The sequence below is a fragment of the Candidatus Accumulibacter phosphatis genome, assembly GCF_000024165.1.
GTDB lineage: Bacteria > Pseudomonadota > Gammaproteobacteria > Burkholderiales > Rhodocyclaceae > Accumulibacter > Accumulibacter phosphatis.
The window spans coordinates 4,480,770-4,507,417 of the sequence record NC_013194.1; the positions used below are offsets into that span (position 1 = coordinate 4,480,770).

At 62.5% G+C, this 26,648-nt stretch carries 26 protein-coding genes and 1 pseudogene; 10 read left to right on the forward strand and 17 right to left on the reverse strand.

Annotated elements, in window-relative coordinates; all coding sequences use genetic code 11:
- The first annotated feature begins 17 nt into the window (after positions 1-17).
- From CAP2UW1_RS19435 to CAP2UW1_RS19445, 3 genes are all read left to right on the forward strand, one after another.
- On the forward strand, positions 18-347 hold the full coding sequence (locus CAP2UW1_RS19435; RefSeq protein WP_015768331.1) for a hypothetical protein: 330 nt from the start codon (positions 18-20) through the stop codon (positions 345-347).
- Between the two features lie 12 nt (positions 348-359).
- Positions 360-758, forward strand: a complete 399-nt coding sequence (locus CAP2UW1_RS19440; RefSeq protein ID WP_015768332.1) for a biotin/lipoyl-containing protein — start codon at positions 360-362, stop codon at positions 756-758.
- A 94-nt stretch (positions 759-852) separates the two neighbouring features.
- Positions 853-2,058 (forward strand): sodium ion-translocating decarboxylase subunit beta, encoded by a 1,206-nt coding sequence (locus CAP2UW1_RS19445; RefSeq protein ID WP_015768333.1) that lies wholly within the window; start codon positions 853-855, stop codon positions 2,056-2,058.
- 162 nt (positions 2,059-2,220) lie between these two features.
- Here CAP2UW1_RS19445 and phaR read toward each other — a convergent pair whose 3' ends face one another.
- Both phaR and phbB read right to left on the reverse strand, forming a co-directional pair.
- Entirely contained in the window at positions 2,221-2,796 is a 576-nt protein-coding gene (gene phaR / locus CAP2UW1_RS19450) for a polyhydroxyalkanoate synthesis repressor PhaR (RefSeq protein ID WP_015768334.1), read from the reverse strand.
- Between the two features lie 141 nt (positions 2,797-2,937).
- Positions 2,938-3,681: a beta-ketoacyl-ACP reductase gene (gene phbB / locus CAP2UW1_RS19455; protein WP_015768335.1), complete on the reverse strand. Its 744-nt coding sequence runs from the start codon at positions 3,679-3,681 to the stop codon at positions 2,938-2,940.
- 233 nt (positions 3,682-3,914) lie between these two features.
- On the opposite strand from phbB, the gene CAP2UW1_RS19460 reads away from it, so the two are divergent.
- Positions 3,915-4,130, forward strand: a complete 216-nt coding sequence (locus tag CAP2UW1_RS19460) for a hypothetical protein (protein ID WP_015768336.1) — start codon at positions 3,915-3,917, stop codon at positions 4,128-4,130.
- On the opposite strand, the gene pgeF is transcribed toward CAP2UW1_RS19460, so the two are convergent.
- Both pgeF and rluD read right to left on the reverse strand, forming a co-directional pair.
- A complete protein-coding gene (gene pgeF, locus CAP2UW1_RS19465) occupies positions 4,131-4,961 on the reverse strand; it encodes a peptidoglycan editing factor PgeF (RefSeq protein WP_015768337.1) in 831 nt (276 codons plus the stop codon). It abuts the gene before it with no gap.
- Entirely contained in the window at positions 4,939-6,066 is a 1,128-nt protein-coding gene (rluD, locus tag CAP2UW1_RS19470; RefSeq protein WP_015768338.1) for a 23S rRNA pseudouridine(1911/1915/1917) synthase RluD, read from the reverse strand. The genes pgeF and rluD overlap by 23 nt, the downstream gene beginning before the upstream one ends.
- Position 6,067: 1 nt before the next feature.
- On the opposite strand from rluD, the gene CAP2UW1_RS19475 reads away from it, so the two are divergent.
- Complete coding sequence (locus CAP2UW1_RS19475; protein WP_015768339.1) at positions 6,068-6,862, forward strand: outer membrane protein assembly factor BamD; 795 nt, start codon at positions 6,068-6,070, stop codon at positions 6,860-6,862.
- 67 nt (positions 6,863-6,929) lie between these two features.
- Here CAP2UW1_RS19475 and CAP2UW1_RS19480 read toward each other — a convergent pair whose 3' ends face one another.
- The 3 genes from CAP2UW1_RS19480 to CAP2UW1_RS19490 form a co-directional block, all read right to left on the reverse strand.
- Positions 6,930-9,347, reverse strand: a complete 2,418-nt coding sequence (locus CAP2UW1_RS19480; RefSeq protein ID WP_041567931.1) for a serine/threonine protein kinase — start codon at positions 9,345-9,347, stop codon at positions 6,930-6,932.
- A 104-nt stretch (positions 9,348-9,451) separates the two neighbouring features.
- Complete coding sequence (locus CAP2UW1_RS19485; RefSeq protein WP_015768341.1) at positions 9,452-10,798, reverse strand: DNA recombination protein RmuC; 1,347 nt, start codon at positions 10,796-10,798, stop codon at positions 9,452-9,454.
- Between the two features lie 55 nt (positions 10,799-10,853).
- Positions 10,854-14,285 (reverse strand): DUF748 domain-containing protein, encoded by a 3,432-nt coding sequence (locus CAP2UW1_RS19490; RefSeq protein WP_199931513.1) that lies wholly within the window; start codon positions 14,283-14,285, stop codon positions 10,854-10,856.
- Between the two features lie 278 nt (positions 14,286-14,563).
- On the opposite strand from CAP2UW1_RS19490, the gene CAP2UW1_RS19495 reads away from it, so the two are divergent.
- Positions 14,564-14,938 carry a response regulator transcription factor gene (locus tag CAP2UW1_RS19495; RefSeq protein WP_291912173.1) on the forward strand — a complete coding sequence of 125 codons (375 nt, stop codon included), beginning with the start codon at positions 14,564-14,566 and terminating at the stop codon, positions 14,936-14,938.
- Positions 14,939-15,008: 70 nt separating this feature from the next.
- Here the strand turns inward: CAP2UW1_RS19495 and gloB are convergent, their stop codons facing one another.
- A complete protein-coding gene (gloB, locus tag CAP2UW1_RS19500; protein WP_015768344.1) occupies positions 15,009-15,770 on the reverse strand; it encodes a hydroxyacylglutathione hydrolase in 762 nt (253 codons plus the stop codon).
- 27 nt (positions 15,771-15,797) lie between these two features.
- On the opposite strand from gloB, the gene CAP2UW1_RS19505 reads away from it, so the two are divergent.
- The 4 genes from CAP2UW1_RS19505 to nosD are packed head-to-tail and all read left to right on the forward strand — an operon-like array spanning position 15,798 to position 19,072.
- Positions 15,798-16,523: a class I SAM-dependent methyltransferase gene (locus CAP2UW1_RS19505; protein ID WP_015768345.1), complete on the forward strand. Its 726-nt coding sequence runs from the start codon at positions 15,798-15,800 to the stop codon at positions 16,521-16,523.
- The gene (gene rnhA, locus CAP2UW1_RS19510; protein WP_015768346.1) at positions 16,513-16,995 is read left to right on the forward strand and encodes a ribonuclease HI; all 483 of its coding nucleotides are present in this window, start codon (positions 16,513-16,515) and stop codon (positions 16,993-16,995) included. Before CAP2UW1_RS19505 ends, rnhA begins: the two co-directional genes overlap by 11 nt.
- A 56-nt stretch (positions 16,996-17,051) precedes the next feature.
- A complete protein-coding gene (dnaQ, locus tag CAP2UW1_RS19515; protein ID WP_015768347.1) occupies positions 17,052-17,768 on the forward strand; it encodes a DNA polymerase III subunit epsilon in 717 nt (238 codons plus the stop codon).
- Positions 17,738-19,072, forward strand: a complete 1,335-nt coding sequence (nosD, locus tag CAP2UW1_RS19520) for a nitrous oxide reductase family maturation protein NosD (protein ID WP_199931514.1) — start codon at positions 17,738-17,740, stop codon at positions 19,070-19,072. Before dnaQ ends, nosD begins: the two co-directional genes overlap by 31 nt.
- A 652-nt stretch (positions 19,073-19,724) precedes the next feature.
- On the opposite strand, the gene CAP2UW1_RS19530 is transcribed toward nosD, so the two are convergent.
- From CAP2UW1_RS19530 to CAP2UW1_RS19565, 9 genes and pseudogenes are all read right to left on the reverse strand, one after another.
- Complete coding sequence (locus tag CAP2UW1_RS19530) at positions 19,725-20,009, reverse strand: hypothetical protein (RefSeq protein ID WP_015768349.1); 285 nt, start codon at positions 20,007-20,009, stop codon at positions 19,725-19,727.
- Between the two features lie 123 nt (positions 20,010-20,132).
- Positions 20,133-20,336 (reverse strand): SlyX family protein, encoded by a 204-nt coding sequence (locus CAP2UW1_RS19535; protein WP_015768350.1) that lies wholly within the window; start codon positions 20,334-20,336, stop codon positions 20,133-20,135.
- Positions 20,337-20,672: 336 nt separating this feature from the next.
- Positions 20,673-21,110, reverse strand: a complete 438-nt coding sequence (gene yiaA, locus CAP2UW1_RS19540; protein WP_015768351.1) for an inner membrane protein YiaA — start codon at positions 21,108-21,110, stop codon at positions 20,673-20,675.
- Positions 21,111-21,298: 188 nt separating this feature from the next.
- Positions 21,299-22,156: an amino acid ABC transporter substrate-binding protein gene (locus tag CAP2UW1_RS19545; protein ID WP_015768352.1), complete on the reverse strand. Its 858-nt coding sequence runs from the start codon at positions 22,154-22,156 to the stop codon at positions 21,299-21,301.
- 259 nt (positions 22,157-22,415) lie between these two features.
- Positions 22,416-23,504, reverse strand: coding sequence for a calcium:proton antiporter (locus tag CAP2UW1_RS19550; RefSeq protein WP_015768353.1), 1,089 nt, complete (start codon positions 23,502-23,504; stop codon positions 22,416-22,418).
- Positions 23,505-23,942: 438 nt separating this feature from the next.
- Positions 23,943-24,356 (reverse strand): M15 family metallopeptidase domain-containing protein, encoded by a 414-nt coding sequence (locus CAP2UW1_RS19555; protein WP_041567934.1) that lies wholly within the window; start codon positions 24,354-24,356, stop codon positions 23,943-23,945.
- Positions 24,357-24,776: 420 nt separating this feature from the next.
- Positions 24,777-24,959 carry a hypothetical protein gene (locus CAP2UW1_RS19560; protein ID WP_015768355.1) on the reverse strand — a complete coding sequence of 61 codons (183 nt, stop codon included), beginning with the start codon at positions 24,957-24,959 and terminating at the stop codon, positions 24,777-24,779.
- 59 nt (positions 24,960-25,018) lie between these two features.
- Positions 25,019-25,391, reverse strand: a pseudogene (locus tag CAP2UW1_RS24810) (YbhB/YbcL family Raf kinase inhibitor-like protein).
- 33 nt (positions 25,392-25,424) lie between these two features.
- On the reverse strand, positions 25,425-26,564 hold the full coding sequence (locus CAP2UW1_RS19565) for an IS630 family transposase (protein ID WP_015768356.1): 1,140 nt from the start codon (positions 26,562-26,564) through the stop codon (positions 25,425-25,427).
- Positions 26,565-26,648 lie beyond the last annotated feature (84 nt).

Here is a 26,648-nt window from a genome sequence, read left to right on the forward strand (position 1 = left end):
CGGAAGGAAAACACCCCATGGTGACTGACGCCATCTTCAAGGCGCTGCAGGTCTACGGCATATCCATCGTCATCTCGGTGCTGGTTGCCGTGCTGATCAAGATAATGGTTTCGGTGACCGGCCGGATGGAAAAGACGAAACCGCTCGATATCCCGACGGGAACCGTTTGTCCGGTCGGCCTCGGCGTTCCCGATGAAGATGTCGCCGCGCTGTCTGCGGCGATCTTCGCAGCCATGGGACCGCACCGCATCCTGCACATTGCACCAACCAGTCACGGCTGGGCAGCCGGCGCACGCGCCTCCCAGCATTCCCATACGCCGGGGCCCACGGGCCGAGGCCCCAGATAGAAGGAGCACGATATGCCCAGACATTTCAAGGTTACCGTCAACGGACGTGAGTACGAGGTCAGCGTTCTCGAACTTACTTCCGGCCAGGCGCCGCAATCACCCGCCCCTGCCGCCCCCATGGCGGTAGCCGCCGCAGGCAGCGCCACCAGCGCCGCGCCGACGGCCGCAGCACCGCGACCAGCCACGGCTTCCGCCGGGGCGGGCGACGAGGTTGCCGGGATGGGTGGCGTGGTAGTCGAGGTCGACGTCAAGGTCGGCCAGGCGGTGGCGGTCGGCGATCGGTTGATGGTCCTCGAAGCCATGAAGATGAAAACCCCGGTCATCGCGACTCGCGCCGGTCAGGTCACACGCGTGCTGGTCGCACCCGGTGACGCGGTCGAGGGCGGTCAGCCGCTGCTGACCATCGCTTGAGCCAAGCCCATAGGCAGGAGCGACGAGTTCCTGTCGTTTGCAACTCGATGCGCGGGCAGACGATTCCTGCCGCCTGGCGCGAGGACTGAAGCGTATGGAAGGCATTCATTTTCTTGATCTGTTCCAAGGCATCGCCACGCTGGTTGCCTCCGAACCGAAAATCATGTTCGGGCGCATCTTCCTGATGCTGCTCGGCTTCTTGCTGATCTACCTGGGCTCGAAGAACGTTCTCGAGCCTCTGCTGATGATCCCGATGGGACTGGGCATGTCGTCGGTCAACGCTGGCGTGATGTTCCTCGACGCCAAGAAGATGGGAACGCTGTTCGTCGACCCGTTGATGTCCGATCCACTCGATCTGATGAACATCATGCAGATCGACTGGCTGCAGCCCATCTACACGTTGACCTTCAGCAACGGCCTGATCGCCTGCCTGGTCTTCATGGGCATCGGCGTCCTGCTCGATGTCGGTTACGTGATGGCGCGGCCGTTCCAGAGCATCTTCATTGCGCTCTTCGCCGAACTGGGGACCATTGCGGTTTTCCCGATCGCCATCTGGCTGGGTCTCAATCCAGGCCAGGCCGCAGCCGTCGCCACCATCGGTGGCGCCGACGGGCCGATGGTCCTGTTCACCTCGCTGGTGCTGGCCAAGGATCTGTTCGTGCCGATCACGGTCGTCGGCTACCTCTACCTAGGCCTGACCTATGGTGCCTATCCGTACCTGATCAAGTGGCTGGTACCCGAGCGGATCCGCGGCATCAGCATGGCCTCCGATCGTGGGCCGAAAATCAGTCGCTCGCAGAAACTCACTTTCGCCGTGGTCGCCTGTACGCTGCTGTGCCTGCTTTTTCCGGTGGCCGCCCCCCTGTTCTTCTCGCTGTTCCTCGGCGTCGCGGTGCGCGAGAGCGGTATCGAGCCTTTCACCAAGCTTCTCGGCGAAGTCTTTCTCTATGCAGCGACCTTCTTCCTCGGCTTGACGCTGGGCGTTCTCTGCGAAGCCAATACCCTGCTCGAGCCGACGGTATTGAAGCTGCTGCTGCTAGGTATGCTGGCGCTGACGATCTCGGCTCTCGGCGGCCTGGTGGGTGGTTACATCCTGTATTTCTGGAGCGGTGGAAAGTACAACCCGATCATTGGAATTGCCGGAGTCAGTTGCGTCCCGACGACTGCCAAGATCGTCCAGAAGGTCGCCAGTTCGGCCAACGCCGGAGCGATCGTCATGCCGCAGGCACTCGGCGCCAACATCAGTGGCGTCATTACCACCGCCATCATCGCGGCGACCTATGTGGCACTGTTGCGCTAGCTAGCTCTAGGCAGCGCAGCGGCGCTGCTGGTTTCGGCACGGCCTGTCCGGCGCACGCGCTGGCGGGCCGTTTTGTCGAATGGGCGTGGCAAGGTGGAGCACACACGAATCCACGGCTGAAAGGCAGCAACTGAGACCGACCCGGAACTCCCGGGCAACGAACTACTTCTCGGCGTCAGTGGACTGTTTCCCGGCATCCGACGGAAAGCCGGGCAGCGGTATGCTGGTGAAAAGAGTGCGTGTCTGGGTCTTCAACTGGTCCTGCATCTGGTGCAGCATCTTCCGGCTCTGCTCCATGTAGGTCGCCATCATCGTCTGCATCGCCGGCCCCTGGAAGTTCATGAACTGGGACCACATGTCGCTCTGCATCTGGCTGCTGTTCTCGCCGTAGAGTTGTTGCGACTGATCCTGCAGCTTCTTCTGGAAGTCGACAAATGACTTGATGTTGGTTTCCAGATACTTGCCGAGCATGCCCTGCATCGCGTGGCCGTAAAAGCGGATCATCTGGGCGAGCAGGTCGGTCGTGAACAGGGGGATGCCGGCCGCTTCCTCTTCGAGGATGATCTGCAGAAGGATGGCGCGGGTGATGTCTTCGCCGGTCTTGGCGTCGAGGACGTTGAAATTCTCGCGCGACAACACCAGATCCTTGACATCGCTCAACGTGATGTAAGCGCTTGTCTTGGTGTCGTAAAGACGACGGTTCGGGTATTTCTTGATCAGTCGTAGCTGCTCGGGCATGACGATCATTCCTCCATGGGCAGATGACTCGGGGGGCGCTCTTTGACGCTCATTGGTGCGGTGCAACACAATTATACTCCAGCAAAAAAAAACAGGCCCCTTTCGGAGCCTGTTCTGCACACCCTGCAACAGGAAGAACGTTTACTGATAGTAGAGGCCACCACAGATGTTCATCGTCGAACCGGTCATGAAGCCGGCGATGTCGGAAGCGAGATAGGCGCACGCACCACCGATCTCTTCCGGCTTGGCCAGACGCTTCATCGGCACCGTGTCGACGATGCCCTGCAGAATCTCCGGCTTGATCGCCATGACCATCGGCGTCGCTACATAACCCGGGCAGATGGCGTTGACCGTCACACCCTTGGCCGCGACCTCGGCGGCAAGCGCCTTGGTGAAACCAATCACACCGGCCTTGGCCGCCGAGTAGTTGGTCTGCCCCGCCTGACCCTTGAGGCCGTTGAGCGACGAGATGTTGATGATGCGACCCCAACCACGCTCGGCCATCTTCGCCGACACTTGCTTCGTCATGTTGAAGAGGCTGCTTAGGTTCGTCGAGATCACGGCATTCCACTGTGCCAGTTCCATGCGTGCGAACATCTTGTCACGGGTAATGCCGGCGTTATTGACCAGAATATCGATCGGACCCGCCTTGGCTTCGGCTTCGGCGGTGAGGGCGACGCAGGAATCGTAGTCGGAGACGTCGCCGGCAACACAGATGAAGTCGTTGAAACCGGCTTCTGCCATGGCCTTCGTCCATTCTTCCGGCTTGTCAAACTCCGGATGGTAAGCGGCGACCACCTTGTGACCGGCCTTCGCCAGTTCCTGGCAGATGGCCGTACCGATCCCACCCATGGCCCCCGTAACCAAAGCAACACGTTGCGTCATAGCTCTTCCCTTTCTGTTAGGACGATTGAAACAATGGACGGTACCATACCGCCACGATTACAGCATCTGCCGAGCAACCCGACCCGTGATTCTGTATTGCAGCATCCACGCTGTCAATGCCAACATGCCGACCTGTCCTGCCCATGCCTCTCTCACTTGCCTGCGGCGCATGGGATGTCGCACGGCACAGACGGAGCCACCAGCACAATGCTGCATCCGCCTATAATTCCCTGATGTACATCGTCGCCATCGGTTGGCTGTACGTCACCGTGTTGATGGCGCTGACCGAAACCAGCGTCATTGGCGGGATCTTGACCCTGCTGTTCTACGGTCTGCTGCCGCTTGCTTTGCTGCTTTGGCTCTTCGGCGGCCCTGGAAGGCGCCGCCGTGCCGCCCGCAAGAACCCCGAATCGACTCGCGACGCCGACGCCGACCCGCCCGATCGCTGACTACTCGCCGGCCAGCCAGACCAGCGACGCCATCCGCCCGGTCACGCCGTCACGCCGGTACGAAAAGAAGCGGTTCTCTTCATGCACGGTGCAGTAACCGCCACCGTACACGGCCTCGACGCCAACGCTGCCCAGTGCCTGCCGCGCCAGCAGGTAGATATCAGCCAGCCACTTGCCCGAATGCTTCGGCAACCCCAGCGCCGGTTGAGGAACAGGGCCCTCGCCGCAGTCCTCTCTGTCGCGTCTCTGGCGATCGCTCAGCGGCGTGAACGCCGCTGCCGCCTCGGCGCGGGCGTCGACGAAGGCCATGCGCACCTCGTCGCCGACCTCGAAGGCGAGCGGACCGATGGCCGGCCCGAGATAGGCAAGCACTTGCCCCTCGGCAACGCCGAGCGCCGCTACGGTCCGCTCGATGACGCCCGCCTGCAAGCCGCGCCAGCCGGCATGCGCGGCGGCGACGACGCTGCCCGACCGGTCGCAGAGCAGCACCGGCAGACAGTCTGCGGTCATCACCCCACAGACGACGCCGACACTGCGCGCGATGGCAGCATCGGCAGCCGGCACCGGCGTCGAACCGACATCGGCAATATCGATTACCCTCGTCCCATGCACCTGATTCAGCCAGGACGGCGGCGCCGGCAGGCTCAGGGCAAGCCGCCGGCGATTCTCGTGGACCGCTCCCTGATCGTCACCCACATGATCGCCGAGGTTTAAGCTGCCGTAAGGCGCCGCACTCACGCCGCCGTGACGCGTGGTAATCAGGCTACGAACAGACGCCGGCGCCGGCCAGTCGGGGACGATCCAGTGCTCACTGCTCACCCAGGTCCCCATCGTCAGGATCCTCGTCACCCAGGTCGATCATCTCTGCGCGATCGTCGCCCTCATCCCAGTCGTCCTCGTCGTCCGCGCCCTCGGCTAACTGCTCAGCGCCATGCGCCGCCAGCGATTCCAGGCGCAGCCTGTCGATCAGCGCCGCCATGTCGGCGGGTACGCCTGATCTCCAGAGCATCGCCTTCCCGGACGCCGGGTGTACCAGCGCCAGACGGCAGGCATGCAGTGCCTGGCGAGGAAATACGGCTCCTTGCGGCACACGGCTGGCGCCGCCACCATAGATCGGGTCACCCACCAGCGGATGGGCGATCGACGTCATGTGCACACGTATCTGGTGGGTCCGTCCGGTCTCCAGTGCGCATTCGATCAGCGTGCAGGCAACGAAGCGCTCCAGCACCCGATAGTGCGTGCGCGCCGGCCTGCCGCCGCTCACCACGGCCATCCTGGTGCGTACCGTCGGATGGCGGCCGATGGGTGCATCGACGATTCCAGCACCCTCGACGATGCCGCGCACCAGCGCCTGATAGCACCGCTTCACGCTGCGTGCCTGCAACTGCCGTACCAGGTCGGTCTGCGCCTCCAGTGTCTTCGCGACCACCATCAGCCCAGTAGTATCCTTGTCGAGTCGATGCACGATGCCCGCCCGCGGCACCCTGGCGAGTTGCGGCGCGTGGTGCAACAAGCCATTCAATAGTGTTCCGCGCCAGTTCCCGCTACCGGGATGCACCACCAAGCCTGCCTGCTTGTCGAGGACGATCAGGGTGTCGTCCTCGAAGACAATCCGCAATGGGATTTCCTCCGGGGCCGAGGCTTCGGCACGCTCGTCAGTCGACTCGGTGAGAGCGATGGTCTCACCACCCCAGAGCCGGAAGCGGGGCTCCACAGTTACCGCGCCGCCAACGGCAACGCGTCCCTCGCGGATCCAGTCCTGCAAACGACTGCGCGAGTGCTGCGACAGCAGGCGGGCCAGCACCTGATCCAGGCGCTGACCGCCACAAGCGGTGGGCACGCGCAGGGCGATTCCGGCGTTTGCGCTATAATCGGCCGGCCCGCTGTCCTTGATGGACGCATCCGCCGGCGCCTTTTTCTTCTGTGGGTTTTCCATCATGCGTAGTTTAGCGGTTATCGCAGCGCTTATTGTCGCCGCCCTCATTGCCGGCTGCGGTCTTCTGCCGGCGGAGAAGGATGAAACCATAGGCTGGTCGGCCAACAAGCTCTACGCCGAAGCCAAGGACGCACTCAACGACGGCTCCTACGCCAAGGCGATCAAGTACTTCGAAAAGCTCGAGTCGCGCTATCCCTACGGCCGCTACGCCCAGCAGGCGCAGATCGAGATCGCCTATGCCTACTGGAAAGATCAGGAACCCGCTTCGGCGGTAGCCGCTTGCGACCGTTTCATCAAGCTGCATCCGAACCACCCGAATGTGGACTACGTCTATTACCTGCGCGGCCTGATCAACTTCAACGAAGACCTGGGAATCATGGGTACCATCAGCAACCAGGACATGACCGAACGCGACCCGAAGGGCGCGCGCGAATCCTTCGACGCGTTCCGGGAGTTGGTGACCCGCTTTCCCGACAGCAAGTACACGCCCGATGCGCTCCTGCGCATGAAGTATCTGGTCAATGCGCTGGCCTCGCTCGAACTCCACGTCGCCCGCTACTACATGAAACGCGGAGCCTACCTTGCCGCCGCCAACCGCGCCCAGTACGCGGTCAAGAACTACCCGGACGCACCGGCTACCGAAGAAGCGCTGTTCATCATGGTCAAGGCCTACGACTCGCTCGGTCTGAACGATCTGCGCGACGACGCCGAACGGGTCATGCGCACGAACTATCCGAACAGCGACTACTACCGGCGTGGCCTCGATCGTCGGGAACCGTGGTGGAAGCTCTGGTAGGCGCGCAGCATGACTACCCGCCAAAGCTGGCGCCCGCACACTGGGCAGCACACTGCCGACGACCGCCTCAGATCGACTGCTTGACCGCCAGCACAGCCTGATTGCGAAGGGTTCGTAGCAAGGACAGTTCCTTTTCGGAAATCACGATCTCGCCAGCATGCGCACAGTCGGCGTAGATCATGGCCACCGGATTGCTCTTGAGGCAGAGCGGAAAGACAACGAAGGTCTCGGCGTCAACCGCCTGGCGGAACCATGACGGGATGCGCGCCGCGATCTTGGGGTCATTGGTGTCGCTGATCAGGATGTCGACGCCATTCGCCAGCGCCGCATGAAAGATGTCGGGCGCAAAGACCAGCGAAAACCGGAAGCGCCTGGCAATCTCCTGAGCATTGGGGCCAAAGCCGAAACGCCCGAGCATGGTGTTGCTGCGCCCATCGCGAATGCACAGGATGACATTCTTGAAGCCCTTCGCCCGGTACATGGTTTCGAGAATGATGCGCAGCACGTCATTGAGCTTGAAATCGCTGACCAGGGCATTGCTGACGTCCTGGATCCCTGCCAGGAGAATGACCTCACTGCTTGCTGCCACCGCCTGCAGAAGGACGTCGCCGCGACCGCCGTCGGCCAGTGGGTCGTCAGCTTCGGTGTCCGGTCCGACATCGGACAGCACCGCCCCAGCCAAGCCGTCCACGTGCGTCGCATCGATCGCGTCCACCGACGCAATCACGGTGGCACCTCCCCACGCGCGAATCTGCCTGCCGAAACGCGTCTGTTGCAGATTGAGGTGAATCGTCGCGGCAAACTGCGACACCTGCTCGAACGACCTCTCGAGAGTCCGCCGCAGGTCCGGCTCATTGAGAGGAGCCACCTCCGCAAAACGCGTCACGAGCCGGCGCAGCTCCCTTTGCTGCTGTTCGGGCGTCGCCTCCGCAACCAGCGTACACAGTTCGTTGGACAAGGCAGAAACGGCACGCAAACTCTCTTCCGAGTTGGTGGGGCGGCGAATGCTGCCGGCCGGCAGCTTGCGCATGCTGTTCACGATCAGCCGCGGAAAGCCCCACGTCTGGGCGATGGCGATACCGAGATCCTCATGCGAAATACCCAGCACCTGCAGCGCTGCGGCGTCTTCTGAGCAGCTCTTCTGCTGCATCAAGCGTCTGATCTCGGCGCTTTCCTCGGGGAAATAGTACTGGCTCAGCAAACGCCCCAGGTTGTGAAACATCGCGCAGATGAACACCTGCTCATTTTCGGCCCGTACCGATATCTTGCTGCCGATGTCCTTGGCCAGGATGGCGGCCAGATTGGCGCGTACGAACTCGTCCTTGAGTTGATTGCTATTGGTCTTGTTCTGCAAGTGATCGAACAGCATCACGGTGATGGCAATGTTGCGTACCGCGTCCAGACCGAGAACAACGACCGCGCGCGACACGGTGCTGATGTTGCCACCACCGGCCTGCCGATAGTAGGCCGAGTTGACCATCCGCAAAATCTTGTTGGTCAGGGAGAAATCCTTGAGGATCGTGTTCGAGACATCGGAAATGCTCTGCGTCTCCGAGGAAGTGATCCTGTTTATCGCGCCAACTGACTCGGACAGAGCTGGAAAATCGCTCTTGTGCCGCATCCGGCGGAGAAGGAACTCGATCGTGCTTTGCCGGCCGTCCGCCGACGGCGCCGGGCTTTCCGGCGACAGGAAGTCGTCCAGTGCCTCACGCATCTGAACCGCCGAAACGTATCTCTCCTGCGGATCGCGGGCCAGCGCCCGGTAGAGCAGGTGCACCAGGCGCTCGTCGAGCGCCGCACTCGCCGCTGGCGGCAACTTGATGTCCTCGCCGGCAATCTGGCGCATCACCTGCTTGATGTCGCTGCCCGGAAGCGCACGCTGCCCGCTGAGCAGTTCGTACAGAACGAGACCGGCAGCAAAGATGTCCGACCTTTCACTGCTCGTGCGCTGCAGGATGTACTCGGGTGCCATGTAGGCCGGCGTGCCGACCAGTTGTCCTCCATCGGTGGCCAGCCCTTCGGCGCGCGTGGCAATGCCGAAGTCCATCACTCGCGGCACTCCATCGTCGTCAATCAGGATGTTGCTCGGTTTCAGGTCACGGTGGATGATTCCCGCAGCGTGCGCATGCGCCAGGGCGTCGAGGATCGGTTGCATGATGGCGATCGCCCTGGCGGGCGTCAAACCAGCGCTGAGTTGCAGGTACTCGGCCAGATTCTTGCCAGGCACATACTGAAACACCAGATACAGATCACCCTGCTCTTCGGCAGCCTCGAAGATTGGCACGATACTCGGGTGGCGCAACTGGCTGACGACGCGCGCCTCTTCGAGCAGTTGGCGATTCTGGCGGGCATCAGGCCGCGAGAAGTGCAGCGTCTTGATCGCGACCTGCCGCTGCAGATGCGGGTCACGCGCCAGATACACGACACTCTGAGCCCCCCGGCCGAGTTCGCGAATGATCTCGAAACGTCCAACGCGCTTGCTCACGGTGTGCGACCATCCTCCCGAAAAGCGCATTCTAAGCGCATCTGACGGCGTGGCGAGGCAGCCACCTTGCTCGCACCTCGCTCCCACCGCGATAGCACACCCGTTCAGACCTCTTCGTCAGCCGCCTCCATCTCCTCGAGGTCTCCCAGCCGCAGTTGTGCCTCGGCCACCGGCAGCGCCTCGACGCTCTTCAGCTTGCGCTCGATCTGGCGCGTCCGGACACCCGCCGACTCGATGCTCCGGCTGGCCTGTTCCAGCTTCCGGCGCGTCGCCTCGAGGATCTCGCCGAACTTGCCGAACTCGGTCTTGATGGCGCCAAGAACGGCCCAGACTTCCGACGACCGGCGCTCGATCGCGAGCGTCCGGAAGCCCATCTGAAGACTATTGAGCAGCGCCGACAGCGTCGTCGGTCCGGCGATGCAGATCCGCCAGTCGCGCTGCAGGACGTCAACCAGCCCAGGTCGGCGCAGCGCCTCGGCATAAAGACCTTCGGTCGGCAAATAGAGAATCGCGAAATCCGTCGTGTAGGGCGGTTCGACATACTTGTCGTGAATCTTGCGCGCCTCTTCACGCAGTCGCAGTTCGAGGCCCCGGACGGCCGCGTCGAGTGCCGCCGGGTCGCCGCGCTCCTGCGCGTCGAGCAGGCGCTGATAGTCTTCGAGCGGGAACTTCGCGTCGATCGGCAGCCAGACGGGACGCTGGTCATCGTCGCCCAGATCGCGTCCGGGCAAACGAATGGCGAACTCGACGCGATCGCTCCCGGCAGACCGGGTCACCACGTTCTTGACGTATTGCTCGGGGGTCAGCAGTTGTTCGAGCAGTGCTGCCAACTGCACTTCTCCCCAAGTGCCCCGGATCTTGACATTGCTCAGTACACGTTTGAGATCGCCGACGCCGGTGGCCAGCGTCTGCATCTCGCCAAGGCCACGATGCACCTGCTCGAGCCGGTCACTGACCAGCTTGAACGATTCGCCCAGGCGCTGCTCGAGCGTGGCGTGCAGCTTCTCGTCGACCGTACGCCGGATGTCCTCCAGTTTGCTTGCGTTATCGGCCTGCATCACCCCGAGGCGTGCTTCGACGGCCAGCCGCAACTGCTCGAAACGCTGCTCATTGCTGTTCGTCAGGTGCGCCAGGTGCTGGCCAAAAGACTCGAGCTGCTGCGCCTGCAGATGGCCCAGTTGGGCCATCTGCGAAGCAAGTGTCTGCGAAAGTCGACCTACCGACAACGACTGCTCCTCCCGATCGCCGCGCGCCGCGCTGGCCGCTTCCTGTCGTCCGAGGGCCATCTCCTGCCGCAATTCCCTTTCAAGCCGCTCGAGTCCGCCCTGCAACTCGCGCAAACGCGTGTCCAGCCTCTCCCTGGCCAGCGCCGCGCGCAGCAACAGGAGAAGTTGTAGCGCCACCATCGCGACGCCAGTCAAGATCGCTACGTACCACCAGGCCTCACTCATGGGCGACGCTTTCCGGTAACGGCGGTGGGCATCTGCGCCCGTAGCGCCGTCGGGCTTACTTCAATGAGAAAACGACTCGGCTGCCCTTGGCCTGCTCGGCGGAGTCTGCCTTGCGTTCCGACTTCGCGAGCTTGACCGGCAGCATGAACAAGCGCTCGCCGGGAACCTGGTGCGCCAGCAGCCAGTCGCGAACCACCTTGGCCCGCCGATCGGCAAGGTCGCGCAGATCCTCTTCATCGACCGGCGAGTTGGCGAGAATCAGCTTCTCCATCTCCTCAACCGGTAGCCCCTTGACCATACCGACGAGGTTGCGCGGCTTCGGAAACTTCTCGGCGCGGTACACGCGCTCGAGGAGGGCCGGATACTCGTTCGCACCTAGCTCGACCGCGTCAGTCGACCCGCTTTCGAGACCCTTCTTCGTCAGATCCTCACGTTTCAGCGCCCGCACCTTGGTGGCCAGGCGATCACGCTTCAAGCCCTCGGGATCGCTCTCCGGGTCCGCGCGCCCTTCGATTTCGAGCCTCAACGCCGGCCGGTCAAGCAGCGCCTTGGCCAGTTTCTCCAGACGCGGCTGGCTCGGCGGGGTAATCACCGCCTGCCCGAAATCGAACTCGACGTTCGACAATTCTTCCCCGCCGCCGAGAACCGACCCCAGCAAGGCAAACGGCGAGGTGACTGCCTTCATCAGCAAGTTCACGATCACTTTGACCACCAGACCGCCAACGCTGAATTCGGGATCATTGAGCGAGCCGGAAATCGGCAGGTTGATGTCGATCTCGCCGCTGCGATTCTTGAGCAGGGCAACCGCCAGCGTCACCGGCAGCTTGGTCGCCTCCGGACTGTCCACCGGATCGCCAAAGGTGAGTTGATCGAGGAAGATCCGGTTCTCGGCAGTCAACTGCCCACTTTCGATCTTGTACTTGACAAACAGCGACAACTTGCCCTTGTCGATTGCATAACCCGCGTACTTGCCCGAGTACGGTGACAGAGAGGTCATCTCGATGCCTTTGATGTCGGCCTCCAGGTCCAGGTATGGCGATGGCGCCAACGGGTTGAGCTTGGCCGTGATGCCAAGTGGCGCGATGTTGTCGTAGCTGCCGCGCAAAGCGAGGGTTGCGACGCTGCCGGCGGCCGACGACAGCCCGCTGATGCTGCCGCCAATCCGCTTCAGGTTCGCCGAGTAGTTGGGCTTGATGAAGTTGTCGGTGAACCTGATGTCGCCGCCCTGCACGGTGATCTTCCCGATCTTGATGGGCAGCAGTGGCTGGTCAGTGGTGCCCACCGGCGCGACGGCCTTGCCGTCGCCCGCAACCACCGCCTGGTCGGCAGCCCTGGCTGTCACGGAAACAGGCGCCGCATCCGGCTGACGAACGATCTGCAGCAGGTTCAGCTTGCCCTCGCGACTGAGGATCACGCGGGCAAAGAAATCGGCCAATGCCACCTCGCCGATGGACACCGAATTCGGGTTCAGGCGCACGTCGAGGTGCCCCAGGTACAGGGACTTCCACTTCAGGAAGTCGGCCGAGTTCACTTTGTCGATCGCGTAGAGATCGCCGACGGTCACCTGGCCGGAGAATCCGCCGGTCAGCTTTGCCACCTCGACCGCCCCGCTACCCGCCTGACGCAACTGGACATCGCCGCTCATCGTCACCTGCCCACGCGTCACCTCGATGTTCAGCCGCTCGGTGAAGTACGGTTGCAGCGGTAACAGTTCCAGCGTCCTGGCGTCAACTTTGAGATCCATCGCCAGCGGGAGGATCTTCGCGGTCCCACTGACTGCCACTTCGCCCTTGCGATTGAGCTTGCCGCGAATGGCCAGCGTGGCTGTATTGCCAGGCTCGGTCGAGAGGTTCTCGGCTTCGAGATTCATCCCGGCAAGCGTGTGTGTCGCCGCCGGCGAAACGGCAGCATCCTCGAAACGCACTCCCAGATCCTCGCCGCGATACTTGACGACCTTCACCTTCCATGGACCCGCCGGATCCTTCTGCGAGGCCGCAACCACCTTCAGTTGCGGCGTTGGAAAGAACTCGATGCGACCGTTCGCTGCACGCCGGATCAGCGCTCTGGTGCCGCTCAGCGTAAACTGCTCGATGAGCACGTCCCGCTTCGCCAAGTCGAGCAGCCCGCCCTTGATCGAAACGGCAGCGCTCTTTAGCCACTCGCCCGCCTCGAGCCGCCACGCCACATTGAACTGCGCCCGCGAAGTGCCGCGACTGTCGAGATTCTTCAGGTCAAACTCGAGCCCATCAAGATTCGCGTTGAAGGGCTGAACTTGCGACTCGTCAAGCCAGCGTACGGCACCACCGGTGATTCTGGCTTCGCCGAGCGACCATTCCACAGGTACCGCTTTCGCTTCCGGGACCGACGCACTCCGGGCCGCCAGCTCCTGGCTGAAGAACTCGATCCAGTTGATCGCTCCCTGCCGGCTCACCCGGGCATGAATGTCCGGGGAATCGACCGTGACGCGGTCGATCGCGTATTTCCCGCCCAGCGGGTCAAGCGTGCCGGCGAGCACCTCCAGGCGCTTGAGGGACAGTAGGGGCGCGCCGGCCGAATCCTTGACATCGACGTCCCTGATCACGAAGCTGCCCGACAGAGCAAGCGCCGAGTGACCGCTGCCATGGCGTTGAAAGTGCAGCTTCAGGTCGCTGTCGAGGGCCCCCGAGACGACCTGCACGGGCAGGCGAACGGGTGAGTAATCGATGTATTTGGCGAGTTGCACGTCGCGAAGATCGAGCGCCAACTCGCTCTCCAGGGACGTGGCGAAAGGCTTGCTCTTGCCTTGGACGACCAGCGGCGAGCCGTCTATCGACGCCGAGAAGGCCGGCTCGACGAAGATCTCGGTGGCCGTGGGCAAGCTGGAGATGAACGGTAAGGCAATGTTGACGTCGCTGATCAGGTGTTTCTCGGCGAGCGCTCGGTCGTCGAGTTCGATCTTGCCGCCGCTGATCTGGATGTTGTTGACCGAGAATGCCGGTGTCGGGTCGTCCGAGGCCGGCCGGGCGATGAACTCGTCGATCAGGTCCGAGAAGTTCAAGCGTCCGTCAGTCAGGCGCACGATCCTGAATACCGGACCCACCAGTCTGAGTTCGCTGATCACCGGCCCGCCACGGAAAAACGAACTCGATTCGACGTTGACGTACAGGCTGTCGAAGCCCGCAACGGTCTCGCCCCCACCTTTCTCCTGGATAGCCAATCCGGCAACTTGCACGGACAGCGTGTAGGGGTTTATGCTGATGCTTTGTACGGTCACCGGTCGGTGCAGTACCTCCGAGAGCTTGTCGACCAGCATCGTTTTGACGAGAGGCGGAAGAACAAGGAAACCGAGAGCGCCGATGACGAGCACGACGAGCATGGCACCCAGTGCGTATTTTCTGGTTTGCATGGAGGCAGTTGCCTTGGGAGGATCGCTTTTTTCAGTCATGGCGGCAGCCCGCGAGCTGTCTGGAGGAAGCCTGAATTTAGCACGAAGAAGCACTGGCCGCACTCGCGACGGCGCCGGTCAGCCAAAGCGTGCCCATCGCCGGCCACGGCTGTCGTGCACACGCAGCATCCGTGCCACGAGATGGGAAGTCTGCCCACGCTATCGGCGAGCGCAAGGCTTGGCTTGCCGGTCGACTCTCCGGGCAGCATCAGTCAGATGGCGCCACCGACTGCCGGGAAGACGGGCCATGAACCAGTCGATGCCGATCCCTGCAACTGGCGGCGTACCGAGGTAGACTCGTGATCGAAAATGCGACAGGCAGGGTTGCGTACGCACCGAGAGTGTTGCTCGTTGACGACAACGACTTGATGCGGACGCTGCTGCGCAGCATCCTGCGCGGCAGCCAGTACGATGTCGTCGGCGAGGCCCGCAACGGGGTTGTCGCGCTTGAACTCGCCGAGCGCCTGCGGCCGGACATCATCTGCATGGATGTGATGATGCCGGAGATGGGCGGGCTCGAAGCGCTGCAGGCGATCAAGGCCATGCACCCGGAAACCGTCGTCGTGATGGTCACTGGCAGCCCAAGCGTCGACAACGTCCGCGAATCGATTCAGGGCGGTGCCGGTGGCTTCATCATCAAGCCCTTCAATGCCGGCAAGGTCGTCGACACCCTCAGTCGGGCCTGGCAATCAAGTGGACGTGCCGTGCTCCAATAGACTTGGTCACGCCTGGCTCACGCAACGACCTCGGCGCACGGGCCCACGGCAAGCTGGCCCGATGACGGGTTCAGAAGGTGTTCTTCCACTCCCGCAGGGCGGCAAAGACAGCCAGTTCGTCGCGCGCGCCAGGCACTCTGCGCTGGGCAGCCGCCACCACTTCGGGTTCACGGCAACGCAGGAAGGGGTTGCTCGCCTTCTCGATCGCGATTGTCGATGGTACGGTCGCCAAACCCGCCGCGCGGGCCACAGCCACCTCCTCCGCGCGCCTTTGCAGACGGGGGTTTCCAGGCTCCACCGCCAGCGCGAAGCGCAGGTTGGCCTGAGTGTATTCGTGCGCGCAATAGACCGCCGTGTCGTCAGGCAAGGCGCTGAGCCGGGCCAGCGATTCGAGCATCTGCGCGGCAGTTCCCTCAAAGAGCCGACCACAGCCGCCGGCGAACAAGGTATCGCCACAGAACAGGCAGCCTGAGCCATAATACGCGATGTGCCCCAGCGTGTGCCCGGGAACGGCGATCACCTGAAAGTCGGCAGCGCAGCCCGCGACGCTAACGGTTTCGCCGCCGCACAGAGAGCGTTTGATGCCGGTGATGGACTCGGCCGCCGGTCCGAAGACCTCGGCCGGATGGCGCGCCAGAAGATCCGCCACCCCACCCTGATGATCGGCATGGTGATGAGTGACGAGAATTGTGGTCAGCGACAGGCCCTCGCGCTCGATCACGGCGAGAACTGGGCGCGCATCGCCGGGGTCAACAACGGCGGCCGATGCGCCTTTGCGCAGCAACCAGATGTAGTTGTCCTTGAAGGCCGGAATCCGGATGACGTCAAACATTGGTCAATTTTGGAAGAACTGCGGAAAATGTCAATTGCTGGCCTCGATGCCTGGCTGCAAACCCCGCAAGGGCGCTACGTCATGGCTTGGGAGCAAGCGCGCATCGACGCGACGGTTGCCGACGTTTTCGGCTACAACGCGATCCAGCTCGGCCTTCCGCAACTCGACCTGCTCGCCCAGAACCGCATCCCGCTACGCCAGGTCGCCGACGCGTCGGGTCCAGTCGACGTCATCTGCGATCTGCGTCAGCTGCCGTTCGCCGCGCACAGCATCGACGCCCTGGTCATGGCGCATGTCCTCGAGTTCCATGACGACCCGCACCAGATTCTGCGTGAAGTCGAGCGCGTGCTGATTCCCGAGGGCGAGGTATTGATCACCGGCTTCAACCCGCTTTCGATCTGGGGTCTGCGCCGCCGACTCCCCAATTGCCCGCGCGACTTTCCCTGGAATGGTCACTACCTGTCGGTCCTGCGTCTCAAGGACTGGCTGCAGTTGCTGGGCTTTGCTGTCGATCTCGTCGACTTCGGTTGCTACGTGCCACCGTGCGAACATGAACGCTGGTTGAAGCGTTGGCACTTCATGGAAGCCACCGGCGCACGCTGGTGGAGCTTCGCCGGTGGCGTCTACCTGATGCGCGCGATCAAGCGCGTCCATGCCATGCGTTTGATCCTGCCGAGTTGGAAGCAGCAGAAGGCGCCGCGCAAGGTGTTGTCCGTAGTCAGCCAGAAGGACGCCGAATCGTATGACCGATGAAGTGGTGATCACCATATTCGCTGACGGCGGCTGTCGTGGCAATCCGGGCCCAGGCGGCTGGGGGGTCGTCCTGCAGGCGGGCGAACACGAGAAGGAACTATGGGGCGGCGAGCCGGACACCACCAACAACCGTATGGAAATGACCGCCGCGATTCGTGCCCTGGAGGCCCTCAAGAGGCCAGCCAGCGTGCGTCTTCACACCGATTCGCAGTACCTGCAGAAAGGCATCAGCGAATGGATTCACAACTGGAAGCGCAACGGTTGGCGTACCGCTGACAAGAAGCCGGTGAAGAACGCCGACCTCTGGCAACGCCTCGATGAACTCGCCGGTGAACACCGCATTCAGTGGTGCTGGGTCAAGGGGCACGCCGGGCACAGCGGCAATGAACGCGCCGACGCTCTCGCCAATCGCGGCATGGATGAACTGCAGCGCACCGCCAACCGCCGCCCGCTTGCGGGCGACGGCAGCTGACGTCGCCCGCAAGCGGCACCAGACCGATCATCAGGTTCACCCAGAGCACAGCGTCGATGCGCCAGATCTTTCTCGATACGGAAACCACCGGGCTGGAACACAAGTTCGGCCATCGCATCATCGAGATTGCCTGCGTGGAGATGCGCAATCGGCGGCTCACCAACCGGCACTTCCACCGCTACCTGAATCCGGACCGTGATATCGATGCCGGCGCCCTGTCGGTGCATGGCATCAGCCGGGAGTTCCTGCTCGACAAACCACGCTTTGCCGATGTGGCCGTCGAGTTTCTCGACTTCGTGCGCGGAGCCGAACTGGTCATCCACAACGCCGCGTTCGATGTCGGTTTCCTGAACGCCGAACTCGCACTGCTCGACATGGCCCCGGTGGACACCGTATGCCACGGGGTCTGCGACACCCTGCGGATGGCCAAGGATCTGCACCCCGGCAAGAAGAACAACCTCAACGCGCTGTGCGAGCGCTATGGCGTCGACAACTCGCACCGCACCTTGCACGGCGCCTTGCTGGACGCCGAGATTCTCGCCGAGGTCTACCTGGCGATGACTCGCGGCCAGGAAAGCCTGATCATGGACCTCGGTGATGACAACGGCGGTCGACTGGACACCGCCGGCAGAACACCATCGCCAGGCCGGCGCCAGACACTGCAGGTCAAGCGAGCCAGCCCGGAAGAACTGGCTGAACACCAGCAGGTGCTGACCGCCATCCAGGAAGCCAGCAAGGGCAAGTGCCTGTGGTTGCGGTCCGCCGGCGACTGATTGCCGATGCCCCACCGCTGCTGGTGCTGTCGGCTGGCCTTCTGCTTGGCACAGCGCTGCTGAACCCACTCGTTTCGTCGTCGCGCGAGGTGCGCGCCACCGTCAGCGCACCGCCTCCCCTGCAAGCATGGATCGACGCCACCGCCACGGGCGGCACCCTGAATGCCCCAGCCGGCACGTACTCTGGACCCGTCGTGATCAGTCGACCGATGGTCATCGATGGCAAGGGAGCGATCACCATCGACGGTGGAGGCCAGGGAACCGTGCTGACGCTACGGACGAGCGGCGCAAGCTTGCGTGGACTCCACATTACCCGCTCGGGAGGCTCGCACGACGCCATCGATTCGGGTCTGCTGATCGACAGCGGTAGCGACAACGTGATCGAAGGCAATACCATCGATGACGTGCTGTTCGGCATCACCCTGCAGCGGGCAAACGACAACCGTATCATCGGCAATCGCATTCGTTCCCGGCCAGACGAGCCTGCCGATCGCGGCGACGGCATCCGCCTCTGGTACAGCATGGGTAACCGCGTGGAAAACAACGACATCTCGCGCATCCGGGACATCACGATCACCAATTCCTTGCGCAACCGCTTCGTCGCCAACAGCGTCAGCGACAGCCGCCGAGCGCTGAATCTCCTGTTCTCACACCGCACGCTGATCGAGAAGAATCTGTTGACCGGCAATTCGACCGGCATTACCGCCCTCAACTCCGACGGCCTCACCATACGCAACAACCGGATCATGCATGCCGGCGATGCCAGCGGTGCCGGTATCGCCCTCAAGGAGAGCGGCACGACGCTGATCCATGGCAACGAAATCATTCACTGTGCGGTGGGCATCTTGTCCGACTCGCCGATGCACGCACTCAATCGCATCACGGTGATCGACAACCGCATCGCGCACAACGTCACCGGCATCAGCTTCTACGGCGAGAGAGGTGGTCACCTGGTTCTGTTCAACTCCTTCGAGCACAACCTGTGGCAAGCGCTGGTCGGCGCGAGCGGCGACATCGACGGCAACGAATGGCGAGGAAACTATTGGGACAATTACGAAGGATTCGACCGCAACGACGATGGCTTCGGCGACACGCCCTACGAAATCTGGGCCCACGCCGACCAGATCTGGCTAGAGACGCCGATGGCCAGGTTCTTCCGCAACTCGCCGGCACTCGAATTGCTCGACTTTTTCGAGCGGCTTGCGCCTTTTGCCCTGCCGACCCTCATACTGCGCGATCCCGAACCGGTGTCGCGGCCAGACGCGACGACGCCTCGGATTCAGCAACAGATGGCACAACGCTAGGGATTTCGGCGCGCATCACGCGCACCCTACAGATCGAAGCGCCAAAGGCCCTGGCGCATCAGAAGAAGGGCGGCGAAAAACTGAGGTGGCGAAGCGCTCAGCTTTCGCTCGGCGTCTCCGGCGGACGCCTTGGCCGTCGGCCGTGCCGCTTCGGCGTGCGCGCGTCGGACTGCCCGTCCGCTCCCACTTCCGGCCGGGCAGCGGGCGGCCGTGGGTCGGGACGCGGCCCGGCGACGGGCCTCGGTCCGACTTTTCGCGGATCCGGACGTCGACCGGGCCCCTGAACACCGGGGCGCTTGTCCGGCTGCCGCTCGAGCGGCCTGTCCGACGGGCGCTCCGACTCACGGTTGCCCGGAGCCATGGTGATCTCGAGCTCGATGATCTCATCCCATTGCTCGTCGCTTCGATCGCGCTCGGGGATGGCAAGAAGTTCTCGGAGCCGGCGACGCGGATCCTGGGGAGGTGAATCGTTCATGCTCCCATTATGACGCACACAGGAGGCGTCGTTCAACAGGCTTGCGTGGTTTACGCAGAGCTGGTGACGAAAAGGCCCGCACTATTGCGGGCCTTTGGCTTCCCCGACAGCCGAAGCCACACAGGAATGGGCTGACTCGGCGATGCCGGTCGTGGCGACGGACAGATAAGGGAAAAATCAGTGGCCGGCGCGCAGGCTTACAGCGAACGAATTCTGCAAGCTCTCGGGAAACTGGAAGCGCGCAAAGGCACGGTGAATGTCTGCCTCGTTGACGCCCCTGGTCGCATCATGGAAAGAAATCCCCAGCGGCCGGCCATTGGCGGCCAGAGTAGCAAAGGCAAACCGCCAGCGCTGCGCCTCGGCCAACCGCTCACGCAGTTCAGACTCATTGCTGATTTCAACACCCGCCTGCTTGAGTGAATCCAGAAACTGGTCGAAAGACTCGTTGCTCAGGCTACCCATTTTGTTCTCCTGTCGAAGTATCCGTGCTCGTCATACCTGCAGGAGATAACGCTCGCTCCTGCCGGCGGTTGACAGGAAGGGTCAAGAAAGCCACAGCCGCGGGCCATAGCGCCGTCTCGACCGTCAGTAATGCGGTGGAATCTCCTCGCTGGCGGGGCGTCGTCCGCCTGCGGCCAGGCCCTCCTCCAGTTGGCGGTGAAGGTGCCGCAGTTGCTCCTGCAGCAGATCGAGCTGCTGTTGCTGCCGATAGACCGTGAGATTGAGTTCGTCCACCAGATTCTCGGCCAGGCCGAGGCGAATCTCGAGTTCGACGAGACGATGTTCCATTACCGACCCCGCGATTGCGCGGGACACGGCCCGGTCGAGGCCGGCGCGATCCCGACGAGTTGGCCGACTGTCGCACGTGCGGACTCGTCTGGAGCCCTCATGAGTTCGGTCGGGAGTAGCACTCCTGCAGAAAGGCGCCGCTGTGGCTGCCCATGCGGTCGAGCGCACCGGCGCGGCCGGGCCCAGCCGCCGCCGCTGATCGCCAGCCGGTACGGCCGGAGCGCCGCACCAGAGCACTTTCCGATTCCGGCTCTCACACATCCGGTCATTTCGTCCATTCTGGCGGCTGACGGTGCGCGTGGCCGAACCTCGTGCGCCTGGCTAGCGACGTGTCGGTCAGGCGCCGAATTGATCGCTGCCAGACTCGGACTCCAGCGACCTGAACGGAGCGAGGTCCCGTATGTTCTTCTGTACGGCAACGGCACCGAACAGGCTCAAGAGAAACGACATGGCATAGAATCCCTTTTCGCTCGAGCCAATCGTCGCGTTCCAGAGTCCGACCGTCAGCAGGAGAATTGCCAACGCCAGCGAGATCCAGCAAAGGCCAAAATAGATCCCGGTAACCGGTATGCCCTCAAGCCGGTCGCGGACCGATTTCTGCAGCGATACGGCGGCGAACAGCCCGTACATCAAGACCGTGAAATAGTAACCCTGCTCATTCAGCTGCATGCTGGCATTCCACAAGCCGACCAGATAGGCGGCGGCACCCACCAGCAGGGCAGCCCACGATGCGCCGATGAAGGCTCCGGTTGGGCGCTGAACTTGTACACTCATGACATTCCTCCACGTCGATCCGCATCAATGCCAGCTTAACACGCCTGTTCGCAACTTGCCGCGGGGCTCCCCGGCCAGTCACGGCCCGCTTCCAAGCACAGCGCTCCCGGCCCTGGCGTCGCCCAACGCGCTCCTTCGTGTACGTGGCAACGGCGAAGCATCGGGCGACCGCCACCAGTCGCTGTAAGCTACTCGGGGAGGCCGTTGAGGAGGAACATGGCCTGCAGGGCATCGTTCGGCTTGCCGAGTTGCCCAAACCAGCGGCCGAGAATCGGGCTGATCTCACCGGAACGGTAGAGCCTGGCCAGGGTCCGGTCCACGGCGAGACGGAAGTCGGCATCCCGACGCATTGCCAATCCGTAGGGTTCGTAGCTGAACTGCAGTGTGGCCAGTGCGAAGGCCTGCCCCTGCCCGCGCACCAGCGCAGTGGTGATCAGTACCGTGCGATCGGCGGCATAGGCGGTGGCGGTCTTGTCCTTCAAGGCCCGCAAGGCGGCATCGTGGTCCGGCACCTTGATCAGGTAAACGCCGAGCTTGCCTGCTGCGATCAAGTCCTCGAGCGTCTTCTCGGTCGTCGTTCCCGCGACCACCGCGACCCGTTGACCCTTGGTCGCTTCCAGAGAGGAAGGCACCTCACCGTCCAGAAACAACAGGCCAGCGCCATCGATGAAGGTCATCAGACTGAAATCGAAGTCGGCCCGACGCGCCAGCGTCTGTGTCGTATTGCCACATTCCAGGTCGATCGCGCCGCTCTTCAGCGCTTCGAAGCGACTCTGCGCAGTCACCGGTACCCAGCGCACGTCGAGCTTAGGCAGATCCAGTTGCTTGCCAAGATCCTCGGCGACGATCCGGCACAGGTCCACGCTGTAGCCGCGCGGTTGCTTGTCGTCGCCGACAAAGGAAAAAGGCATCGAGTTCTCGCGGTAGCCGAGCTTCAGCGTCCCCGACTGCTTGATCCTGGCCAGTACCGATTCAGATGCCATGACCGGCATGGCGATGACAAGGCTTGCGACAAGCCCGCCGAGAAGCAGAGTTCGTTTGATCATGGTGCGTCCTATCGAGTGGTGAGGAGGAAAGGGTCCGCTGCAAAGGGGGTCATGCGGGCGCCGCAAGTATGCACAGCAACAGCAGGTTTTTCCAGCGCCAGATCCGCATCTTCCCTGGCGCGCATCGCCGAAACGCCTGCCGGCAACACATCGACGCCCAGGGGTGGCTTGCTGCGAACGCCAGCGACGGGATGACGTGGTCAGTCCAGGGCCGACATCGGGAAGGGTATGGGAAGCCTGCGCCGACGCCCGCGTGCATTCATGGCACCATCGACAGGAAGAGAAACACGGCAAAGAGCACCAGATGAACGGATCCCTGCAAGACCGTGGCACGCCCTCCCGCGAGGGTCATCGACGTGAGCAAGAGCGTGAGCGCAAGAAGAGTCATCTCCTTGGCCGGGAGACCAAGATCCAGGGGAAGATCGAGCGCGATGGCCGTCACGGCCACCGCGGGAATGGTCAGACCAATGGTGGCGAGAGCGGATCCCAGCGCCAGATTGAAACTGATCTGCATGAGGTTGCGACGCGCGGCGCGTACCGCAGCCATGGTTTCGGGGAGCAACACCATCATGGCGATGGCGATGCCGACGACCGCGTTGGGCATTCCTGCGCCGTCGACGGCCGTTTCGATGACTGGTGCAAGAATCTTGGCAAGGCCAACGACGGCAACCAGGGAAACAAGCAGCAGGACGAGACTCGCCACTGTGGCGAACAGGCTGGGCCGCTGCGCATGCTCACCAGTCGATCCATCGCCTTCCGGCAGGAAATAATCGCGATGACGAACGGTCTGCACGAAGACGAACACGCCGTAAAGGACCAGTGACACCACGCCGGCAAACACGAGTTGCGAGCCCGACAGCGTCGGCCCAGCCGTCGTCGAGGTAAAGTTGGGAAGTACCAGCGTCAACGTCGTCAGCGTCGCCAACACCGCCAGAGCGGGTGTCGTGCCCTCGACACGGAAGTCGATGACGCGATGCTGCAGGCTGCCGACCAGAAGGCACAGGCCAACCACCCCGTTGCAGATGATCATGACGGTCGCAAATACCGTATCCCGCGCCAGGGCACTCGACTCCACACCACCCGACAGCATCATCGAGACGATCAACGACAACTCGATGACCGTGACGGCAAGTGCCAGAACCAGGGTGCCAAAAGGCTCCCCGACACGATGTGCAATCACTTCTGCGTGGTGTACCGCAACGAGCACCGAGGCGATCAAGGCCGTCGCGGCACACGCGAGAAGGAGAGCGCCGGGCACCAGCCCCCAGATCGCAACAAGCATGCCGCATGCCGCTACCGGGACGGCCACGCTCCAGACCGGGACTCCGGCAAACGCTTGTTTCGTCATACTTGGCAAGCCTCCGAAAATTCTTCAGCGATCGTCAGATCGTCAATGAAAACAGTCGTCCAGATCATCGAAAGTCGCAACAAGGGTGGCCATACTTGCCCATCCTCACGAACTCAACGATGGACGCTCCACCATCCCGGGTTCCTTGTCCGTACGGCTCCGCGCCGGCTCCGCACACGCGAAACGGCCTTGCGGAAAGCGCTTGATGGCTGCGTCCCCAGCCGCGAGGGGCAGGTCAGCCTTGGCGCCTTGCGTTCAACGTTTTCCTGGGGGCTCGAAGACCCGTGACAGGGCGGACGCCAGCGGCCAACGCATTTCGCCGGCCCGGCAGTGTTGCGACAGCGCGCCGCGGCAGGCGCGCACTGACCCAGCTTCGTTGCGCGCAGCAGGTGGATTTCCTGCTCCAGCGCTGCGCGCCCCAGGACGATCGGCGGTTGATCAGGGGTTGAAGACCCGCTTGCCTGACGCTATGGCTCGCGTCTGCAGGTGCGCCCACCGCGGAGTGGCCTTGGGCGCCTCGGCATACAGATCGCAATCGACCAAGGCTTGCAGGCCCTCCGGACTGGCGATCCAGCGGTCGATCGCCTCGACGTCGTCTGACAGATCTACCGCCTGCGCCGTCAGGTGAGGCGAGTTCTTGGCCGCGTTCTTGGTCGCCGCATTGACCGAAGGCGGTCGCCAACCACTGTTGACGCCGTCCGGCGCCGTCGCGCCGGTCGCATCATGATAGCGCTTGAGAAAAAGGTTGGCGCGCCGCACCGTTTCCTTGGCGTTGGCCATGATGGTCGGTGTCAGTTCGTTGGCGTACTCGACGTCACGGTTTTTCCAGTACTGCTTCAGCGTAATGGCCATGGTGGTTTCCTCATTCAGGGGAGGGAAGGAGCAGCCGGCGCCAGGCCGCAAGCCCAACACAGCCCGACTGCCATGCGGGGAAGCCGTAAACAACAGAAAACGATCCGCGTCCAGACTCAGGGCCACGGAGACGTGCGCACCGTACCCTCTTTGTCTCGACAGAGCAATGCTGATCGGGGCAAGCTGGCGACCGGTGTCGCCAAGCTTACGCATCTCGCGTACCTCTATCACGCTACCGACAAGCGAGCCCCGTGCGGCGCGTCGCATGCGGACCCGCTCACCGCGGCGTAGCCGACGGCTCGCCTGAGCGATCGCCATGCTGACCGGCACCGACGCGTCAAACCTCAAGGGCCGCTTATCGGACCCATTTTCGTTGACTCCAGCCGTCAAGCATCCTCCGCCAGCTTTGCGCGCCTACGATCAGCGGATCTTCAGCACCGGCTGATACCTGCCAATGCCGTCGCCGTTCGGCTTGGCAGTCGACAGCGGACATTCCTTGCCACGCCACGCGGCAGGGCGGGGCAGCGGATCGGTTCTGGTGTGCACAAGCGGGTCGATCGTGGCGAGCGCCAAGATCTCTCCAGCACCACTCTGCTTGATCATTCAGGCGCCGAATTCCATCACGAACGTGAACCGTGCTCAGTCGTCGGGTTCGCAACGATTCACCATGGCGTTTCCCCGGCGAGATGCCCCTCCATCGCCTCCTCCAAGGCCTTCTTGGTCGGTCTTTTCAGGTCGGGCAGCACGGCGTCAAGTGCGTACAGCTTGTCGAAATAGCGGTGTCTACCGATGGGCGGACACGGGCCGCCCTGTGCTGTTGACCGGCAGCTTGTGCAGCACCCAATGAACCCAAGTCATGCATGGTGCGGCAGGATTCGGCGCATCAGGATCGGCCACGATCAGTGCTAGACTCCTTGCGCGAGCAGCTGCACCACTCCAGACCCGTGGCGGCGGAACATCCTTACCCTCGCAGGTGTACAGCTTGGGGACCGATGCGCTGTGATCGAACGCATCTGAAGTGATGCTCATGTCCATGCTAGTAGTGCGTTCCGTTAAAACCTATACAGATTAGGCTATGGCGAGATCGAACTTCTTCCAACGAAAGACGACTGGGGCCGCGTTCATCTCGTCGACCCCTTGGCGGATGCGTGTCTTGAGTTCGTCTAGAGAACTGACGCGGATATGTCGCAAGAAGGTGCGAGCCATCTTCGAGAAGGCGCACTCGATGAGGTTGAGCCACGAGCCGTGTTTGGGGGTGTGGACATACTCGAAGCGCCCAGGACGCGTCGCAAGGAACGCCCGGGTTTCCTTCGAGATGTGTGCCGAATGATTGTCGAGGACGAGACGAACAAGCGCCTCTGGAGGATAGTGGGCGTCGATATCCTTGAGCAACTCAATGAACTCGGCGCTACGGTGCCGATCCTCGACTCGCTCGAAGATATGACCGGAGTGCAGATCGATGCCAGCCAGAATCGAGACGGTGCCATGGCGAACGTACTCGTAATCACGCCCGAGGGTGGCCGCTTTGTCAGGCACCGGGGGCAAGTCCGGCGCCGTCAGACCCAGCGCCTGAACACCTGGCTTCTCGTCGACGCTCACGGAGTAGATCGGATTGGGACGCGCATCATGAACAGCCCCCTCCCGGTACAAAGCCACATCCTGATAAACCATCAGAACCTCTTGCATCTTCCGGTCGAAATCCGGGTCACGCCGCTCCAGGTAATAGCGGATCTTGTGCGGCTTGATCTGCCGCTCGTTGAGAATCCGCCAGACGGTACTCTTGCCCGCTTGCGCCAAACGCGGATGGCCGACCTCCTCGGCATGGCTCGAGACAAATTCCGCCAACGCCGAAATCGACCACACTTCCGCTGCCCGTCCATGATCTTTCGGTTTGGTACACGCCAAACTGACGACCCAAGCCTTGGCCTCCTCGCCAATCTCAGGCTCATGCGGGCGATGATAGGCATCCTTCAGGCCAGCCGCCACACCATCGGCCAGGGCTTTGTCGATACACTTGTACACCGTCGAACGTCCGACTCCCACTCGACGCATGACTTCAGTAATCGACCGGTTCTCCACGTACGCCAGGAGAATCTTCGCCCTCTCGGCTTCACGTACCGGCGCCGTTCTCGACCGGGCCAGATCCCCGAGCATCTCCTCTTCCGCCGCCGTCAAGGCCAGTGCCACCCGACTCGTCTTTCCCGACATGACCACACCTCACACACAAACGTCTTGAAATCATGTCAGTATCGCCGAATCTTCATGTCTATTGTTGAAACGAACTACTAGTTC

Coding starts and splice junctions, on each gene's coding strand:
- CAP2UW1_RS19435 (WP_015768331.1), top strand. CDS start 18: ATGGTGACTGACGCCATCTTCAAGGCGCTGCAGGTCTACGGCATATCC.
- CAP2UW1_RS19440 (WP_015768332.1), top strand. CDS start 360: ATGCCCAGACATTTCAAGGTTACCGTCAACGGACGTGAGTACGAGGTC.
- CAP2UW1_RS19445 (WP_015768333.1), top strand. CDS start 853: ATGGAAGGCATTCATTTTCTTGATCTGTTCCAAGGCATCGCCACGCTG.
- phaR (WP_015768334.1), bottom strand. CDS start 2,796: ATGCCCGAGCAGCTACGACTGATCAAGAAATACCCGAACCGTCGTCTT.
- phbB (WP_015768335.1), bottom strand. CDS start 3,681: ATGACGCAACGTGTTGCTTTGGTTACGGGGGCCATGGGTGGGATCGGT.
- CAP2UW1_RS19460 (WP_015768336.1), top strand. CDS start 3,915: ATGTACATCGTCGCCATCGGTTGGCTGTACGTCACCGTGTTGATGGCG.
- pgeF (WP_015768337.1), bottom strand. CDS start 4,961: ATGGGGACCTGGGTGAGCAGTGAGCACTGGATCGTCCCCGACTGGCCG.
- rluD (WP_015768338.1), bottom strand. CDS start 6,066: ATGGAAAACCCACAGAAGAAAAAGGCGCCGGCGGATGCGTCCATCAAG.
- CAP2UW1_RS19475 (WP_015768339.1), top strand. CDS start 6,068: ATGCGTAGTTTAGCGGTTATCGCAGCGCTTATTGTCGCCGCCCTCATT.
- CAP2UW1_RS19485 (WP_015768341.1), bottom strand. CDS start 10,798: ATGAGTGAGGCCTGGTGGTACGTAGCGATCTTGACTGGCGTCGCGATG.
- gloB (WP_015768344.1), bottom strand. CDS start 15,770: ATGTTTGACGTCATCCGGATTCCGGCCTTCAAGGACAACTACATCTGG.
- CAP2UW1_RS19505 (WP_015768345.1), top strand. CDS start 15,798: ATGTCAATTGCTGGCCTCGATGCCTGGCTGCAAACCCCGCAAGGGCGC.
- rnhA (WP_015768346.1), top strand. CDS start 16,513: ATGACCGATGAAGTGGTGATCACCATATTCGCTGACGGCGGCTGTCGT.
- dnaQ (WP_015768347.1), top strand. CDS start 17,052: ATGCGCCAGATCTTTCTCGATACGGAAACCACCGGGCTGGAACACAAG.
- CAP2UW1_RS19530 (WP_015768349.1), bottom strand. CDS start 20,009: ATGGGTAGCCTGAGCAACGAGTCTTTCGACCAGTTTCTGGATTCACTC.
- CAP2UW1_RS19535 (WP_015768350.1), bottom strand. CDS start 20,336: ATGGAACATCGTCTCGTCGAACTCGAGATTCGCCTCGGCCTGGCCGAG.
- yiaA (WP_015768351.1), bottom strand. CDS start 21,110: ATGAGTGTACAAGTTCAGCGCCCAACCGGAGCCTTCATCGGCGCATCG.
- CAP2UW1_RS19545 (WP_015768352.1), bottom strand. CDS start 22,156: ATGATCAAACGAACTCTGCTTCTCGGCGGGCTTGTCGCAAGCCTTGTC.
- CAP2UW1_RS19550 (WP_015768353.1), bottom strand. CDS start 23,504: ATGACGAAACAAGCGTTTGCCGGAGTCCCGGTCTGGAGCGTGGCCGTC.
- CAP2UW1_RS19555 (WP_041567934.1), bottom strand. CDS start 24,356: ATGGCCATTACGCTGAAGCAGTACTGGAAAAACCGTGACGTCGAGTAC.
- CAP2UW1_RS19560 (WP_015768355.1), bottom strand. CDS start 24,959: ATGATCAAGCAGAGTGGTGCTGGAGAGATCTTGGCGCTCGCCACGATC.
- CAP2UW1_RS19565 (WP_015768356.1), bottom strand. CDS start 26,564: ATGTCGGGAAAGACGAGTCGGGTGGCACTGGCCTTGACGGCGGCGGAA.